We start from the raw sequence: 14,631 nt of genomic DNA on the forward strand, positions 1-14,631 counted from the left end.
GGACGGTCGCAAGCCTCACGTATGAGGGCCGGAGCGGCCAGAGCGCACGAACGGCGCACGTGTCGCGTAACCGTGCGGGAACGACACAAGCCGCCCCGAAGTCGATGTTTGAGTGCGCCGACGGCGGTGCGGAAAGTGGTCAGGAGGGTGATCAAACGGTGGGCCGGACGGGCTCGGGCGGCCTGCTGGGTCCGGGCCGGCCTGCGGGGCCGGGCCCGCCCACGGCCTCGGGCGGGCGTACGGGTTCGGGCCTGCGGACGACGAGGAGCGCGGCGACGTCGTCGTCGAGGCCGTCGACGCCGTACGCGGTGAGATCGCGGTGGAGGATGGCGGGCAGCTCGGCGTCCGGTTCCCGGGCCCAGCCGCGCAGCCGTAGCTCCAGCGGGTAGAAGGTACCGGCCCGGTCGCGGGTCTCGCTGACACCGTCCGTGTAGAGGAGCATGCGGTCCCCCGGGCCGAAGGGCACCTCCTCGATCCGGTGGTGGTTCTCGGCGAGGCCCGCGAGGTTGACGGGGAGGGAGGGGTCGGCGAAGGCGACCGGAGTGACCTCGGAACCGCGCTGGACCAGTGGGGCGGGGTGGCCGCAGCTGAGGAGCCGGGCGACGTCCCGGTCGTCGGGGAGTTCCACGAGGACGACGGTGGCGAAGCGTTCGGCGGCATCGGATTCGGGGTCCCAGCCGCCGTAGCGGGTCAGGCCCTCGTCGAGCGTGTCGGCGAGCGCGGCCAGGTCCGGGGCCGTGTTGACCGTGGCCCGGAAGGCGCCGAGCAGGACGGAGGCGGTCTCGACGGCTCCGAGGCCCTTGCCCTGGACGTCACCGAGCATGATCCGTACGCCTCCGGGGACCCTGACGGCCTCGTAGAAGTCGCCTCCGATACGGGCCTTGGCGGCGGCCGCGACGTACAGCAGGTGCAGGTCGAAGCGGCCGAGCCGGTCGGGCAGCGGGCGCAGGACGACCCGCTGGACGACCTCGGCGACGGCGGTCACCTCACGGAGGTCCTGCTCGTAGCGGGTGCGGACCCGGCTGACCCAGGCCGCGGCGGCGGTGACGAGGGCGAGGACCACCTCGCTCGCGAGGAGTTCGGGGACGAGGGCCTCGTCCCGGCCGAGGTGGAGGAGCGCGCGGACCACCATGGTGAGCACTCCGATACCGATGGTCCCGCGCACGCTCCAGGTGACGGCGGCGAGCGCGGGCGCCGCGACGAGGAGGCGCTCGAAGCGCTCCCGGTCGGGGGTGAAGACATCGGCGGCTGCCGTCACGGCGAGGATCAGGAAGGGCAGGGCGCGACCCAGGTTGAACTGTGTGCTCTCCGCCTTGCCGGGCGGGCGCTGGTGGCCGACGTCGGGCATTTCATGAGCGTACGCAGAATCGCCGTCGGGTCCCGGGTGTCGTCGGCCCCGGGCGTGTCCCCTCGCGCTTGCCCCGCTGGTTCACCCGGCGGTGCGCGGTGTCGGGCAGGGCGAGGGCGGCAGGGAGGGCGAGGGCCGCGGCGGCGGCGAGGACGGGCAGGACGACGCCCCGGTCCGGGACGAACCCGCCGTCCGGCACGAGGGCGATGAGCAGGGTCGCGGTCGCGACGCCGAGGGCGGGTCCGATGTTCATGGCGGTCTGCTGGAGGCCGCCGGCGACGCCCGCGTGGGCCTCGGGAGCGCGGTGCACGACGACGGAGGTCGCGGTGACCATGAGGGTGACGAAGCCCGCGCCGAGGAGGGCCGAGCCGGTCCCGACGGAGGCCGCGGAGGCCGTGGCGTCGAGCCGGGAGAGCAGCAGGACGCCGAGCGTGAGCAGGCCGGCGCCCACGGCGGCGGTGCGGCGCGGTCCGAAGCGGCGCTGGAGCGGTGCGCAGAGGGGCGCGCAGAGCACCATGAGCAGGGCGAGGGGCAGGAAGCGCAGCGCGCAGTCGAGGGGGTCGAGGCCCTGGACGTCCTGGAGGAAGTACGTCGCGACGAAGAGCGTCCCGAAGAGGGCGGCCGAGGCGGCGAGGAGCACGGCGAGTCCGGCACGGACGGGCACACTCCGCATCAGCTCCGACGGCAGGAGGGGGTGCGGGGCACGGCGCTCGTGCCGGACGAGCACGGCCCCGACGGCCAGGGCCGCGGCGAGCACGAGCACGGTGGTCCCGCTTCCGCCGGGCCGGGGCGCGTCGACGAGTCCGTGGACCAGGAGGCCGAGGGTCGCGGCGAGCAGGACGGCACCGAGCGGGTCGAGCGCGGCGAATCCGGTGGAAGGGCGCTGCCCTGCGCCGTCGGCGCGCCGTTCCGGACCGGCGAGTGCGAGCAGCCCGATGGCCAGGGTCGGCGGCACGCCGAGGAGGAAGACCGCGCGCCAGCCGTACGCGGAGACCAGCGCCCCGCCGACGAGCGGGCCCGCCGCCGCGGCGAGTCCGATGGCGGCCGTGCGCACGGCGATCGGCGTCGCGAGCCGCTCGGGCGGGAAGGCGGTGCGCAGCATGCCGAGGGTCGCGGGCTGGAGGAGCGCCCCGCACACCCCCTGGAGCACGCGGAGGGCGATCACGGTGCCGATGCCGGGGGCGAGGACGATGCCGGCGGAGGCGGCGGCGAAGCCCAGGGCGCCGACGGCGAAGACCCGGCGGTGGCCGTAGCGGTCGCCGAGCCGGCCGGCGAAGACGAGGAGGCTCGCGACGGTGACGAGATAGGCGGTGCTCGTCCACTGCACCTGTCCGACGCCGGCGTGCAGATCCCGCTGGAGGGCGGGTTGGGCGACGGTGAGGACGGTGCCGTCGAGGGCGACGACGGCGGCGCCGACGACACTGCAGGCGAGAGTGGAGGCACGACGCGAGGCCGGGGCGGTCACGGGGCGGCCCCGACGGGCCCGAGGTGGGCGTCGAGGACTGCGGCGAGGAGCGGGGCGGGGTCGGTGCCGCCGGTGGCGAGCCGCAGGCTGCCCCAGTGCCAGAGCTGGGCGATGCCGTGGAGATTGGCCCAGAGCGCGCCCGCACGCAGAGCGGCGTCGGCGGGCGGCGCCTCGCCTGGACTCGGAGGCGTGTCGCCGGGCGGAGGCACGTCGGCGGGCGGCGCCTCGCCGGCGCTCCGGGGTGTGTCGCCGGGCGAGGCCGCGCCCGGTCCGGGGTCCGTGGCGCGGGCGACGAGCGCCGTGAGGTGGGCGAAGAGCGGCAGGCTCGTCTCGCGCAGCCCGAGCCGGCCGCTGTCGAGCAGGTCGTGGCGGAACATCAGCTCGTACATGCCGCGTCGGGTCTCCGCGTACGAGAGGTAGACACGGGCGAGGATCGTGATCCGTTCGCGTGGTCCCGCGTCCTCCCGGTCCTCCTCGGCGAGGCGGCCGGCCAGTTCGTGGAAGCCCTGGCGGGCGATGGCCGACAGCAGGTCCAGATGGGTCGGGAAGTATCGGCGGGGCGCCCCGTGGGACACACCGGCCCTTCTGGCGATCTCGCGCAGGGAGAGGGCCTGCGCGCCTTCGGCGTTCACGAGCTCGACGCCCGCGCGGACGAGCCGTCCGCGCAGTCCGTCCTCCTGCTCGTCGTGTCCTTCGTTCTCCTCGAGCTGCATAGACACTGTCTACCAAGATCGAGTAGACAGTGTCTACCTGCCCTCACGTGCTGTTCGGTTACACTGAGGGACAGCGAAGGGGAGTAGCCCCGCGAACCGGTCGTCGACACACTGGAACCCCCGGGTTCCCGGTGACCGGGTCCACGTACGGCGTGTACGACGTGGACGGGCGAGACCTTCGGCCAGGCAGTCAACCGCGTCCGCGTCCCCGTGGGCGTGGTCCGTCATGCCGGGCCGAGTGGTCGTCCCGTCGCCTTGAGGTGCGGAGCCCACGGGCCCGGATCGAGCAGAGAGCCCCGGTATGCACCTCGACCCCTTGGCGATCGTCACCGCCTTCGGGCTGATCTTTCTCGCCGAGCTTCCCGACAAGACGATGTTCGCGTCCCTCGCCATGGGCACGCGCATGCGTCCGCTGTACGTCTGGATCGGCACCTCGACCGCTTTCCTGGCGCATGTCGCCATCGCCGTGGGAGCCGGCAGCCTGCTCGGGCTGCTCCCCGGCTGGATCGTCAAGCTGGTCTCGGCCCTGTTGTTCGCCTTCGGCGCCTTCATGCTGCTGCGCGGCGGGGGCGACGACGAGGACGGCGACGAGGGCGGCCGGACGGTGACCGGCTTCTGGCCCGTCTTCTCGACCGCCTTCATGGCCGTCTTCATCAGCGAGTGGGGCGACCTCACCCAGATCACCACCGCCAACCTCGCCGCCACCAACGGCACCTGGTCGACGGCCATCGGCTCGCTCGCCGCCCTGATGAGCGTCTCCGCCCTCGCCCTGGTCGCGGGCCGCTTCATCGCCAAGCGCGTACCGCTCAAGACCGTGCAACGCGTCGGCGGCGTGTGCATGGCGGGCCTCGCGATCTGGTCACTCGTCGAGGTCTTCACCGGCTGACGCCCCTCGGCTCACAGCCGCCCCTCCCACACCGCGCACCCCCCGTCCCGTACCGGCCGGAGGGTGTGCGGCGTTCCTGTACCCGGTGCGCGCCGAGCGCCGTTCACGCCCCTGGGTGACAGTCTGGTGAGGCACTGCCCCACGGTCAGGGCGCAAGCCGTACGGGAGGGAGTCCCCGTTGAGCACGGAGCCGGACGCGACACACGACGAACTGGACGAGCGGGCGGCGAAGGTGGCGGATCGGGTGGTCGCCTGGCGGCGCCATCTGCACCGGCACCCGGAGCTGTCGAACCGGGAGGTGAACACGGCCCGGCTGGTGGCGGACGAGCTGCGCGCGCTCGGCCTCGACGAGGTGCGGACGGGCATCGCGGGACACGGTGTCGTGGGCGTCCTGCGCGGGGCGGGCGCGGAGCCGGGCGGCCGTGTCGTGGCGCTCCGGGCGGACATGGACGCGCTGCCGGTCAAGGACCTGTGCGGGGCGGAGTTCGCCGCCGACGTCGTGGACGCCGGCTATCCGGGCGGCCCGTTCCCCGTCTCGCACGCCTGCGGCCACGACTGCCACACGGCGATGGCGCTCGGTGCCGCGGCGGTGCTCGCCGGGGTCCGGGACCGCCTCCCCGGCACCGTGCTCTTCGTCTTCCAGCCCGCCGAGGAGGGCCCACCGGTCACCGAGGAGGGCGGGGCGCGGGCGATGGTCGAGGCGGGCGCCTTCGCCGACCCGGTGCCGACGATGACCTTCGGCCTGCACGTGACGCCCTTTCCGAAGGGTCACGTGGGCTACCGGATCGGCAATCAGTACGCCGCGTCCGCGCTCGTCCGTGTCGTCGTGACCGGGAAGCAGACCCACGGCTCCACTCCCTGGGAGGGCGTCGATCCGATGCCGGCCGTGGGGGCGGTCCTGACGGGTGTGGGCCAGCTGTACCGGCAGGTCTCGGCCTTCGCGCCCGTCACGGTCTCCATCGGGCACGTGGAGGACGTCGGCCGGTTCAACATCATCGGGCAGACGGTGACGCTGTGGGGCACGGTCCGGTGCGCCGTCGAGTCGGACATGGCCGAGGTCCAGGGGCGGCTGACGACGCTCGTGGAGCACTCGGCGGCGGCATACGGGGCGACGGCCTCGGTGGAGTACCTCCAGCCCGTTCCACCCGTGCACAACAGCCGGCCTTGGGTCGAGTCGGCGCTGCCGACCTTCCGCCGGGTCGTGGGTGAGGACCGGGTCGTGGAGACCGGGGGCACGCTCGGGTACGACGACGTCTCCGAGTTCGTACGCCGCTTCGGCGGCCTGTACGTGACGCTCGGGGTCCAGGACGCGGCCCTCGACCCCTCGGGCAGGCCGGTGCCGGTGCCGGGCGGGCGCGGGATCGCCACCAACCACCATCCGCACTTCTACGCGGACGACGACACCCTCGTCACCGGTGTCCGGCTCCACGCGCACGTGGCGTACGACCATCTGACGGGGGCTCTGGCTGCGGCCACGCCCGAGGACTCAGGGGCGTGACGCGCCGACCGCCTCGACGAAGGCCCTGAGCAGCGCGGAGTCCGCGGCCGTGGGCCAGACCAGCCCGTACTCGATGGGCGGGGCGTCCCGCAGGGGAACGTAGGCGATGCCGGGGCGCGGGTGGTAGCGGGCGCCGAGCGCCGCACCGGTTGCGACGCCCCGCCCGGCGCCCACATGGGAGAGGACCTCCTGCCAGGTCGCGGCGGAGGGCCCCCGGCCGACGGGGGCGCCCGACGGAGTGCGGCGGGGGAAGTGGTGGTCCCGCCAGTAGCGGGGGCTCGCGCCCTCGGGGGCGATCATGGCCAGCCCCGCGAGGTCCTCCAGACCGAGGGACTCCCGGCCCGCCAGCGGATGCCCTGCGGGCAGGAGCAGGACCCGGTCCTCGGTGACGACGACGGGGCCGGTGGTGAGGTCCGGCTCGCGGACCGGGAACGCGACGAACTGCACGTCGAGTGTGCCGTCCCGGAGCGGTGCGGAGCCGCCGTCGAGCGGGACCTCGCGGACCGTGATCTCACAGCCGGGGTGGCGGGCGATCAGCGTGTCGGCGGCGGCCGTGAGCAGTTCGCCGCCCCAGGGCGTGGCGAAGCCGGTCCGCAGTCTGCCGTGGACGCCCCGACCGGCCTCGGTGGCGCGTTCGAGCGCGGCGCGCAGCTGCCGGTAGGCGGGCAGCGCGTCCTCGTACAGGCGTCGGCCGACGGGGGTGAGCCGGACGCTGCGGCTGGTGCGGGCGAAGAGCGGGGCGCCGACGCGGCGCTCCAGCTTCTTGACGGTCTGGCTGATCCGGCCGGTGGAGACGCCGAGGCGCTCGGCGGTGCGCCCGAAGTGGAGCTCCTCGGCGAGCGTCAGGAACGCCTCCAGCTCGTACCGTTCGAACATCGGACCTCCTCCGGGCTTCATCCGATCGTTGAGTGTGGCTCAACGCCGCTTTGATGATCGCATCTTGTTTCGACGGGGTGGCGGCGAGGAGCCTGAAGGCGTCGCCCCCCCCGTACGGAAGAGAGTCCGTGGAACCGAGCCCCGCCGCCGTACCTCCCGCGCCCGTGCCCCCGGCCGGGCCTCCCGCCCCGAACGTGAACGTCCTGCTCTTCGCCGTCGCCGGTGCCGTCACCGTCGCCAACATCTACTTCCCGCAACCCCTCCTGGCCGCCGTCGCACGGGGCCTGGAGGCCTCGGAGCGAACAGCGGGGCTGATCGCCTCGGCGGCCCAGATCGGGTACGCGCTCGGCATCCTGCTGCTCGTGCCGCTCGCCGACACCGCGCGGCTGCGCCGGCTCACCTCGGTGCTGCTCGCGCTGACCACCGCCTCGCTGCTCGTCGCCGCCGCGGCGCCCGACGTGGTCACCCTGACGCTCGCCACACTGGCCCTCTCCACCACGACCGTGCTCCCGCAGATCCTCACCCCGGTGGCGGCGGTGCTCGCGGGTCCGGGACGGCGGGGCAGGGTGGTGGGGCTCGTCGGTCTCGGCCTCACGCTCGGTTCGACACTGTCCCGTACGGTCTCGGGCGCGGTGACCGACGCGAGCGGGAGCTGGCGCGCGGCCTACGTGGTCGCCGCGGCGGCGACGGCCGCACTGCTGTGGGTCCTGCCCCGGCGGCTGCCGCGGCGGATGGGCGAGCCGTCGGACACGCGGCCGGCGGGCCGTCGCCGCTCCTCGTACCTCCGGCTCCTGGCCGGGCTGCCGGGACTCCTCGCCGCCCATCGGGAGCTGCGGATCTCGGCGCTGCTCGGGGCGTGCGTCTTCGCCGCCTTCAGCGTCTTCTGGTCCGTGCTCGCGTTCCATCTGGCGGCCCCGCCCCTCGGGTACGGGCCGGGCGCCGCCGGGCTCTTCGGGCTGCTGACCCTGCCGGCGGCGCTCCTCTCGGCCGTGGCCGGTCCGGCGGCCGACCGGTACGGGGCGCGGGCGGTGAACACCTGGGGGCTGGCGGCCGCGGGGCTCGGCCTGGGGGTGGCGGGGTCCGCCCCGTACTCCCCCGTGGCGCTCGTGGCCGGGGCCAATCTGCTGGTCATCGGGGTCAGCTCGTGCCAGGTGGCGAGTCAGGCCCGGATCTTCGCGATCGGCCAGGCGGTGGCGGCCCGGGTGAACACCGTCTTCATGCTGGCGACGTTCGGCGGCGGGGCGCTCGGCTCGCTCGCCGGCTCCTGGCTGTACACGGCGTACGGCTGGTCCGCCGCCCTCCTGGCGGCGGGGGCCTGCGTCGCGGTCGCCGGTCTCGTGGTGACGGTCGTGGCGCGACCGGCGGTCCCGACTTGCGGCCCGGACACCACGCGGGAGGCTGGGGGTATCCGCCCGAGCACCTCGCAGGAGAGAACCCCGCAGGGAGAGACATGATCCTGGACCTCACCGCGCTCGCCGACGAGCACCTGGCCGCTGCCCGCACGGCGCCGCACGGGCGCAGCGCCCATCTGGTCATGCACGACGGAGTACTCCGGCAGACCGTCATCGCCCTGACGTCGGGCACGTCCCTGGACGAGCACAACGCGCCACCGGCCGCGAGCCTCCAGGTCCTGAGGGGCCGGGTGAAGCTGACGGCGGCCGGCTGGGCGGAGGAGCTCCCGGCGGCGGCGCTGCGGATGATCCCCAAGGAACGGCACGGACTGACGGCCGTGGAGGATGCGGTGGTCCTGCTGACCGCCGTGAACGACTGAACGACTGAACGACGGCGCGATCGTGTGACTACGCGACTGGGCGACGGGAGCCTCGCTTCGTGGACCGGGACACGCCGGTGACCCTCACCGTCGACCACAGGTTGAGCCTTGCGACCGGGCCCGGAGTCGGGTCCGGCACACGGAGCGGGCAGGTGAGGGTTCGGATCCGCTGCTAACGTGCGCGAATGCACCCTTTGTCCCGTCTTGATGTGCGTGGTCTGGCCCGGCGGGCTGCCGCGCTGCGACCCCGGCGGCGGGTGAAGACCCTGACCGTGCCGGAGGCCGAGGGCGCCGGCCGTGAGTGGTTGCGGGACCTCGCCGCGCTGCTGTGCGAACTCGGCGCCGAGCTGCTGCGCGCCGGGGACCGGACCGCCGAGGTCGAGCGGGTGCTGCACGACGTGGCCGCCCGCTACGGCATGCGGGTGCAGAGCTTCGTGGTCCCCACGGGACTGTTCGTCCGGGTCGGCGGTGGACCCGACGGCCGGGGCGGCGAGCTCGACTTCACCCCCGTCGAGGGACCGGACCTGCGGCTCGACCAGGTGGAGGCGCTCCAGTCGCTGGTCGAGCGGATGCGTTCGGGGCAGGTGCCGTTCGAGGAGGCGCGGCGCGCGCTGCGGGAAGTCCGGACGCAGCCGGAGCGGTTCAGCCCGGCCGCCACGGTCCTCGGCTACATCCTTCTGACCGTCGGCCTGGGCGCCATGCGGCACGCGACCGTCCCCGCCGTCATCGGGTACGGGGTCCTGGGGGCGGGTGTCGGTCTGCTGCGCCTGTTCGGCGACCGGCTCCCGGCGGCCCGTACCGCTCTGCCGGTCGTGGCGGCGATCCTGGTCACGGCGGCCGCGCAGCAGTGGGCCGGCCCGCTGCTGCACGAGGCGCCGACGGTGCTCTACATCCCCCCGCTGATCGCCTTCCTGCCGGGCTCCGCACTCACCCTGGGCGCCATCGAACTCGCGACCGGGGCCGCCCTGTCGGGCATCTCGCGCCTCGCCGGGGCCGCGAACGTCCTCCTGCTCCTGGCCATCGGCATCCTGGTCGGCACCGAGCTGGTGGACCCCCGCCCGCCGGGCGGCCCCGCTGCACCCGCCCTCGGCCTCTGGGCACCGTGGGTCGGCGTGCTGCTCCTCGGCTTCGGCTTCCTGCTGTACTTCTCCGCCCCGCCGCGCGTCACGGGCTGGCTCCTGGGCGCGCTGCTCACCGAACGGCTCGTGCAGTCGGTGGCCTCGGAGTTCGCCGGGGTGACGTTCGGCGCCTTCGCGGCGGGGATGCTGCTGCCGCCGATGGCCAAGTGGATCGCCCGCCGCTCGCACACCCCGGACCAGGTGGTGTTCCTGCCCTGCTTCTGGCTGCTCGTACCCGGCGCGGTCGGCCTCACCAGCATCTCGGAGATCATCGTCGCGGGCGACACCCCTGGCGGCCTCGACAGCATGGTCGGCATGGTGATCACCGTGGCCTCGATCGCCATGGGCGTCCTCGTCGGCGCCGGACTCCAGCGGCGCCCCCGGCTGATGCTCGGCACACCGGCCCCGCCGGACTCGCCCACCCCGGACGTCACGGCGGAGTCGGGGGTCCCGGGGTCGCCGGGGTCTCCGGGGTCTCCGGGGTCTCCGGGGTCTCCGGGGTCTCCGGGGTCTCCGGGGTCTCCGGGGTCTCCGGGGTCTCCGGGAAACATGTAGGTCACGCGCGAAGTCCTCGGCCGGGCCGTGTCAGCGGGGCGACTTCTCCCATTCGAGCGTCACCCGCAGGCTGGCGTTCGCGCTGCCCTGGACGACGAGGGCGGTGAGCTTGCCCGCGTCCAGACCGAGCTGGCAGCCGAACTCGACGGTCGCCCGGTCGGGGGCCGCCCGGTCGAGCGCCTCGCCGATCTGTCCGGCGAAGGAGGCGAGCGCCCCGGTGACCGCGGAGAGGTCCGGCAGCCGGTCGCCGAACCCTTCGAGCTCGCTGTCGGGGCCGAGCCGCCGAGCTTCCACGAAGAGGGTCGCGTCCCCGACCTCGACCTTGGTGACGTCCGACATCGAAGCTCCCTGGACTGGCTGCCTGACGGAACGTCAGTATCACCGAGAGGTACGGGACGGGGGGCGTCCGACGGGCACTCGGCGTGGCGCGGGCCCGTCGGCGTACGGATCAGAGCGCGGGGCGCAGAGAGCCCTCCGCTGCCGGGGCCGGGCCGGCCGCGGCCCGGCCTGTGAGGGCGCTGCCGCGCCGCCACTCCGCCCAGCTGAGGTTCCAGTCCCCGAAGCCGTTGCCGAACGGGGTCATCGGCTCCCCGTAGCCGTTGACGACCCGGACGATGTCGCCCTCGCGGACCGTGCGGAACAGCCAGGCGGCGTCCTCCGTGCTCATCCCGGTACAGCCGTGGCTGACGTTCTCGTTGCCCTGCGCGTCGAGCGACCAGGGCGCGGCGTGCAGGTACTCGCCGCTCCACGTCACCCGGGTGGCCCAACGGACCTTGAGGTCGTAGAAGTCGCGGCTGCCGCGAGCGATGCCGATCGAGTCGCCCCGCATGCGGACGAGCGGCTCCTTGCCGAGGACGACCTTGATGCCACCCCGGGTCCGGTACCCGGCCTTCCCGGTGGTGACCGGGATGGTGCGGACCGCCCGGCCGTCACGGAAGACGGTCATCTCGAGGGCCGCCACGTCGGTGACGGCCTCGACGCGCTCTCCGGTGGTGACAGTGAGCGGGCGGGACCGGCCGCCGTGGAGGGCGCTGCCGACGCGGAGCCCGTCGAGGCCGCTGTGGACGCGGATGGTGGCGCGGGCGGGCCAGTAGTCACGGGGCCGGTAGTGGAGGGTGGTGGAGTCGACCCAGTGCCAGGCGCCCTCGACCCTCGGTTCGCTGCGGACCTGGAGGGCGCGCTCCACCCGGCGGCGGGAGCCGGGCTCGTCCGCCGGTACGGGGCGGCTGAGTTCGGCGGTGATCGGCCGGCCGACGCCGTACGTCCCGCCGTCCTCCGGCCCGAAGGTGACGGTGAGCCGCTCTCCGGGAGGCGCGGCGGCGGTGCGGAAGTCGAGCCGGGCGACGTGCCGCCGGGGCGCCTCGGGCCGGGCTCCGCCGTCGGACCGTTCGACGACGAGGCGGGCCGTGTAGCGACCTCCGGCAGGCAGGGCGGTGGTGCTCGTCCAGCGGGTGCCGTCCGCGCTCGGTGCTCCGGCGACCCGGCGGCCTCGTCGGTCGGTCACGGTGACGTCGGCTAGCCGGCCGGGGCTGCGGAGCAGCAGCGAGACGGGCCCTGTGGCCTGTGCCCCGAGCATGAAGGGCTGCCCCGTGAGGGTGCGTCCCGCGGAGGTGAGGCCTGCACTCAGGGCCACTGTGTGGCGGGGCGCGGAACACAGGACGCCGGTGTCGCAGCCGTCCACCGAGACCACGGCGGTGGAGTCCGTCGCCCCGGCCGGAAGCGTGTCCGGGTCGGCGGGCGACTGGGCCACCGTACCGACGAGGACGGCTCCGACGGTCAGGGACAGCGCTCCCCACACCCGTACGTATCTGCGTGACGGCACGTCGGACACCCTCCCTTTCCGGACGACGGCGACGTCGGCGGGTGTCGCCGACCGCAGCATCAAAACGGATGAAAGGAGGAAAAGATGATCAAGGCGCCGGGCGTGGCGGCGGAGTGGGGACGGAGACGACTCGAATGGGCCAGCGCGCGTCGGGCGCAGGTCAGCGGGGCGGCTCGGGGAGTTCCTCGCCGGTCTCCAGGAGGGACTTGAGGCTGGAGATCAGCGCGGGCCAGCCCTCTCCGATCAGCCCTCGCATGATGCCGTCGGGCTCCAGGTCGCCGTGGGTGACGGTGAGCTTGACGGTGTCGCCCGAGGGCTCGATGTCGAAGGTCGCCCGCGACCGGCGCTCCCGGGTCAGCGGCGCGTACACCTCCCGGTCGAGGCCGACGGCCTCCGCCCACGCCGGGGTGAAGGTGTGCCAGGTGTACGAGAGGAGGCGGCCGGGCTCGGCGGCGAGGACGACCTGCTCGGGGTCGACCGTCCTGCGCCCGGCCTCGTCCCACACCATCGTGGCACCGGGGGTCCACTCCGACTCGAAGGCCACGCCCCAGTAGCGGCGGGTGAGCTCAGGTTCGGTGAGTGCCTTCCAGAGCTCGTCGGGAGTGGTCCGGATATAGGTGGTGTAGACGAACGTGTCGCTGCACATCGCGCTGCCCCTCGGATCTACGCCCCCGTGGCCTTCTCCCTCCACCCTAGGCAGGCGCGGGAGCGACGTGCCAGCGAAGCGCCGCCGGGGCGCGTGACCGGCCCCGGCCCGCCGGTCCTGCGGTCCTTGAATAGGTGCGGAGGAAACTATTCAACGTGCTGCTAGTTTGTCCGGATGTCCCTCAAGCACGCCGTCCTCGCAGCTCTCCTGGAGGGCGAGGCCTCCGGATACGACCTGGCCAAGATCTTCGACGTGTCCGTCGCCAACTTCTGGGCCGCCACCCCGCAGCAGCTCTATCGCGAGCTGGAGCGGCTCGCCGAGGCCGGGCTCATCGCGGCGCGTGTGGTGGAGCAGGAACGGCGTCCGAACAAGCGGATGTTCAGTCTCACGGAGCCGGGGCGGCGCGATCTGTACGCCTACACGTCGACGCCTCCGCGCCCCAGCGCCATCCGTGACGAGCTGATGGTCCAGGTGCAGGCCTGCGACGAGGGCGACACGGAGGCCGTCCGGGCTTTCGTGGCCGAGCGGATGGAGACGGCCCGGACCAAGCTGGCCCGATACGACCGGCTGCGGGAGCGGATGCTCGACGGGCGGGACGAGGAGACGTATCTCCGCGAGACGGATCGGGTCGGCCCGTATCTCACGCTCATGCGCGGCCGGTTCTTCGAGGAGGAGACCCTGCGCTGGGGGGAGCGGACCCTCACCGTGCTCGACGGGCGCGCGGCGGCGCAGGGCGGCGTGCCGGAGCCTGCCCGCTGAGGCCGGCGGCGGGGGTTACGGGATTCCCCTACTCTGCGGTAACGTCACCGGCCGGCCACCGGAGGCGCCGGGGGTCGCGTACGGACGGATCGGGGACGGACCGCCATGAACGTCGGTGACCTTGTCGAGGACTTCACCCTTCCGGATGAAACCGGCACCCCGCGCTCCCTCTCCGGGCTGCTGGGCGAGGGGCCGGTTGTCCTCTTCTTCTACCCGGCGGCGATGACCCCTGGCTGCACTGCCGAGGCCTGCCACTTCCGCGATCTCACCGCCGAGTTCCGCGCCGTCGGCGCGCTGCCCGTGGGCATCAGCACCGACGGGGTGGACCGCCAGCTGGAATTCGCGGAGCGTCACTCCCTCGGCTATCCCCTGCTGTCGGATCCGGACGGAACCGTGCGGGACCGGTTCGGCGTGAAGCGGGGCTTCTCGCTCGCGCCGACGAAGCGGATCACGTTCGTGATCGGCCAGGACCGGCGCGTGCGGGAGGTCGTGCGCAGCGAACTCCGCATGAGCGCGCACGCGGACCGGGCGCTGTCCGCTCTGCGGCGCGGCTGAAGTTCGACGCGTCCGAAGCGCCGGAGCAGAGGCGCCTGCGCCCTTCGGCCGCTCAGACTCCGAGGATCTTGGCCTTGGCCGCCGCGAACTCCTCGGGGGTGAGCAGGCCTTGCCGGGCCAGTTCACCGAGCCGGGCCAGCTGGTCGTTAGGCCGCACCGCCCACGAGGGCGCCGCGCAGCAGGGGTGCTTCCCGGGGGCGGACGACCGGACGGGCGAGGGGACGGCGTCGCATGAACACCGGTCAGCCCCTTCCGGCCACGGCGGCCATGGCTTCGCGGTGCGCGTCCATCGCCTGCTCCACGTGGTCGGGCGGGATGCGCACGGTTCCGGAGATCCGGCCGCCGGCCTCGCGGATCGCCTCCGTCGCGCGGGCGGCCCGGACGTGTTCGACGAGCAGCATCAGCGCGCAGGAACCCGGTGCGAGGGTCTCGGCCGCCTCGGCCGCGTCCTCGGGGCCGAGGCGATCAGCCGGACCTGACCCGCTCTGCGCAGGTCCGCGACGGCCGTCACCCCGGCACCTTCAACCGCTCCCCCGGGAAGGCGAGCACGACACATTCCACCGGCCCCATGGCGCTCCGTTGCTCTTGCGGCACTCGGCCACCATCCGAACACGCGGTG

General features: G+C 73.8%; 16 protein-coding genes. 7 read left to right on the top strand and 9 right to left on the bottom strand.

What is annotated here, in order from left to right:
- Positions 1-151: 151 nt before the first annotated feature.
- From DEJ46_RS02235 to DEJ46_RS38950, 3 genes are read right to left on the bottom strand one after another with little or no spacing between them, the layout of a single operon-like run.
- Entirely contained in the window at positions 152-1,348 is a 1,197-nt protein-coding gene (locus DEJ46_RS02235; protein ID WP_150263902.1) for a PP2C family protein-serine/threonine phosphatase, read from the bottom strand.
- A gap of 1 nt (position 1,349) precedes the next feature.
- A complete protein-coding gene (locus tag DEJ46_RS02240; RefSeq protein WP_150263903.1) occupies positions 1,350-2,813 on the bottom strand; it encodes an MFS transporter in 1,464 nt (487 codons plus the stop codon).
- On the bottom strand, positions 2,810-3,526 hold the full coding sequence (locus DEJ46_RS38950) for a TetR/AcrR family transcriptional regulator (RefSeq protein WP_190622385.1): 717 nt from the start codon (positions 3,524-3,526) through the stop codon (positions 2,810-2,812). Before DEJ46_RS38950 ends, DEJ46_RS02240 begins: the two co-directional genes overlap by 4 nt.
- A gap of 301 nt (positions 3,527-3,827) precedes the next feature.
- Between DEJ46_RS38950 and DEJ46_RS02255 the strand changes: the two genes are divergently transcribed.
- Complete coding sequence (locus tag DEJ46_RS02255) at positions 3,828-4,412, top strand: TMEM165/GDT1 family protein (RefSeq protein WP_150263904.1); 585 nt, start codon at positions 3,828-3,830, stop codon at positions 4,410-4,412.
- Between the two features lie 178 nt (positions 4,413-4,590).
- Positions 4,591-5,910 (top strand): M20 family metallopeptidase, encoded by a 1,320-nt coding sequence (locus DEJ46_RS02260; protein ID WP_150263905.1) that lies wholly within the window; start codon positions 4,591-4,593, stop codon positions 5,908-5,910.
- Here the strand turns inward: DEJ46_RS02260 and DEJ46_RS02265 are convergent.
- Positions 5,899-6,786, bottom strand: coding sequence for a LysR family transcriptional regulator (locus DEJ46_RS02265; protein WP_150263906.1), 888 nt, complete (start codon positions 6,784-6,786; stop codon positions 5,899-5,901). The two genes, DEJ46_RS02260 and DEJ46_RS02265, sit on opposite strands and share 12 nt — an antisense overlap.
- A gap of 128 nt (positions 6,787-6,914) precedes the next feature.
- Between DEJ46_RS02265 and DEJ46_RS02270 the strand changes: the two genes are divergently transcribed.
- The 3 genes from DEJ46_RS02270 (at position 6,915) to DEJ46_RS02280 (ending at position 10,230) form a co-directional block, all read left to right on the top strand.
- Positions 6,915-8,240 (top strand): MFS transporter, encoded by a 1,326-nt coding sequence (locus tag DEJ46_RS02270; protein WP_223834459.1) that lies wholly within the window; start codon positions 6,915-6,917, stop codon positions 8,238-8,240.
- Positions 8,237-8,557, top strand: coding sequence for a cupin (locus DEJ46_RS02275; protein ID WP_150263908.1), 321 nt, complete (start codon positions 8,237-8,239; stop codon positions 8,555-8,557). The genes DEJ46_RS02270 and DEJ46_RS02275 overlap by 4 nt, the downstream gene beginning before the upstream one ends.
- Positions 8,558-8,814: 257 nt before the next feature.
- Entirely contained in the window at positions 8,815-10,230 is a 1,416-nt protein-coding gene (locus tag DEJ46_RS02280; RefSeq protein ID WP_223834460.1) for a threonine/serine exporter ThrE family protein, read from the top strand.
- Positions 10,231-10,260: 30 nt separating this feature from the next.
- On the opposite strand, the gene DEJ46_RS02285 is transcribed toward DEJ46_RS02280, so the two are convergent.
- The 3 genes from DEJ46_RS02285 to DEJ46_RS02295 form a co-directional block, all read right to left on the bottom strand.
- Complete coding sequence (locus tag DEJ46_RS02285; RefSeq protein WP_150263910.1) at positions 10,261-10,569, bottom strand: CU044_2847 family protein; 309 nt, start codon at positions 10,567-10,569, stop codon at positions 10,261-10,263.
- Between the two features lie 109 nt (positions 10,570-10,678).
- Positions 10,679-12,052 (bottom strand): Ig-like domain-containing protein, encoded by a 1,374-nt coding sequence (locus DEJ46_RS02290; RefSeq protein ID WP_223834461.1) that lies wholly within the window; start codon positions 12,050-12,052, stop codon positions 10,679-10,681.
- 160 nt (positions 12,053-12,212) lie between these two features.
- The gene (locus DEJ46_RS02295; RefSeq protein ID WP_150263912.1) at positions 12,213-12,698 is read right to left on the bottom strand and encodes an SRPBCC family protein; all 486 of its coding nucleotides are present in this window, start codon (positions 12,696-12,698) and stop codon (positions 12,213-12,215) included.
- Positions 12,699-12,872: 174 nt separating this feature from the next.
- On the opposite strand from DEJ46_RS02295, the gene DEJ46_RS02300 reads away from it, so the two are divergent.
- Together DEJ46_RS02300 and DEJ46_RS02305 are read left to right on the top strand one after the other, a co-directional pair.
- Entirely contained in the window at positions 12,873-13,457 is a 585-nt protein-coding gene (locus DEJ46_RS02300) for a PadR family transcriptional regulator (RefSeq protein ID WP_150263913.1), read from the top strand.
- A 105-nt stretch (positions 13,458-13,562) separates the two neighbouring features.
- A complete protein-coding gene (locus DEJ46_RS02305) occupies positions 13,563-14,012 on the top strand; it encodes a peroxiredoxin (RefSeq protein ID WP_150263914.1) in 450 nt (149 codons plus the stop codon).
- Between the two features lie 52 nt (positions 14,013-14,064).
- Here the strand turns inward: DEJ46_RS02305 and DEJ46_RS02310 are convergent, their stop codons facing one another.
- On the bottom strand, positions 14,065-14,169 hold the full coding sequence (locus DEJ46_RS02310; protein ID WP_150263915.1) for an SHOCT domain-containing protein: 105 nt from the start codon (positions 14,167-14,169) through the stop codon (positions 14,065-14,067).
- Positions 14,170-14,254: 85 nt separating this feature from the next.
- Entirely contained in the window at positions 14,255-14,413 is a 159-nt protein-coding gene (locus DEJ46_RS39610) for a hypothetical protein (RefSeq protein WP_223834462.1), read from the bottom strand.
- Positions 14,414-14,631 lie beyond the last annotated feature (218 nt).

It is taken from the genome of Streptomyces venezuelae, from assembly GCF_008642375.1.
Lineage (GTDB): Bacteria > Actinomycetota > Actinomycetes > Streptomycetales > Streptomycetaceae > Streptomyces > Streptomyces venezuelae_G.

Coding starts and splice junctions, on each gene's coding strand:
- DEJ46_RS02235 (WP_150263902.1), bottom strand. CDS start 1,348: ATGCCCGACGTCGGCCACCAGCGCCCGCCCGGCAAGGCGGAGAGCACA.
- DEJ46_RS39610 (WP_223834462.1), bottom strand. CDS start 14,413: ATGCTGCTCGTCGAACACGTCCGGGCCGCCCGCGCGACGGAGGCGATC.
- DEJ46_RS02305 (WP_150263914.1), top strand. CDS start 13,563: ATGAACGTCGGTGACCTTGTCGAGGACTTCACCCTTCCGGATGAAACC.
- DEJ46_RS02255 (WP_150263904.1), top strand. CDS start 3,828: ATGCACCTCGACCCCTTGGCGATCGTCACCGCCTTCGGGCTGATCTTT.
- DEJ46_RS02275 (WP_150263908.1), top strand. CDS start 8,237: ATGATCCTGGACCTCACCGCGCTCGCCGACGAGCACCTGGCCGCTGCC.
- DEJ46_RS38950 (WP_190622385.1), bottom strand. CDS start 3,526: ATGCAGCTCGAGGAGAACGAAGGACACGACGAGCAGGAGGACGGACTG.
- DEJ46_RS02285 (WP_150263910.1), bottom strand. CDS start 10,569: ATGTCGGACGTCACCAAGGTCGAGGTCGGGGACGCGACCCTCTTCGTG.
- DEJ46_RS02265 (WP_150263906.1), bottom strand. CDS start 6,786: ATGTTCGAACGGTACGAGCTGGAGGCGTTCCTGACGCTCGCCGAGGAG.
- DEJ46_RS02300 (WP_150263913.1), top strand. CDS start 12,873: ATGTCCCTCAAGCACGCCGTCCTCGCAGCTCTCCTGGAGGGCGAGGCC.
- DEJ46_RS02295 (WP_150263912.1), bottom strand. CDS start 12,698: ATGTGCAGCGACACGTTCGTCTACACCACCTATATCCGGACCACTCCC.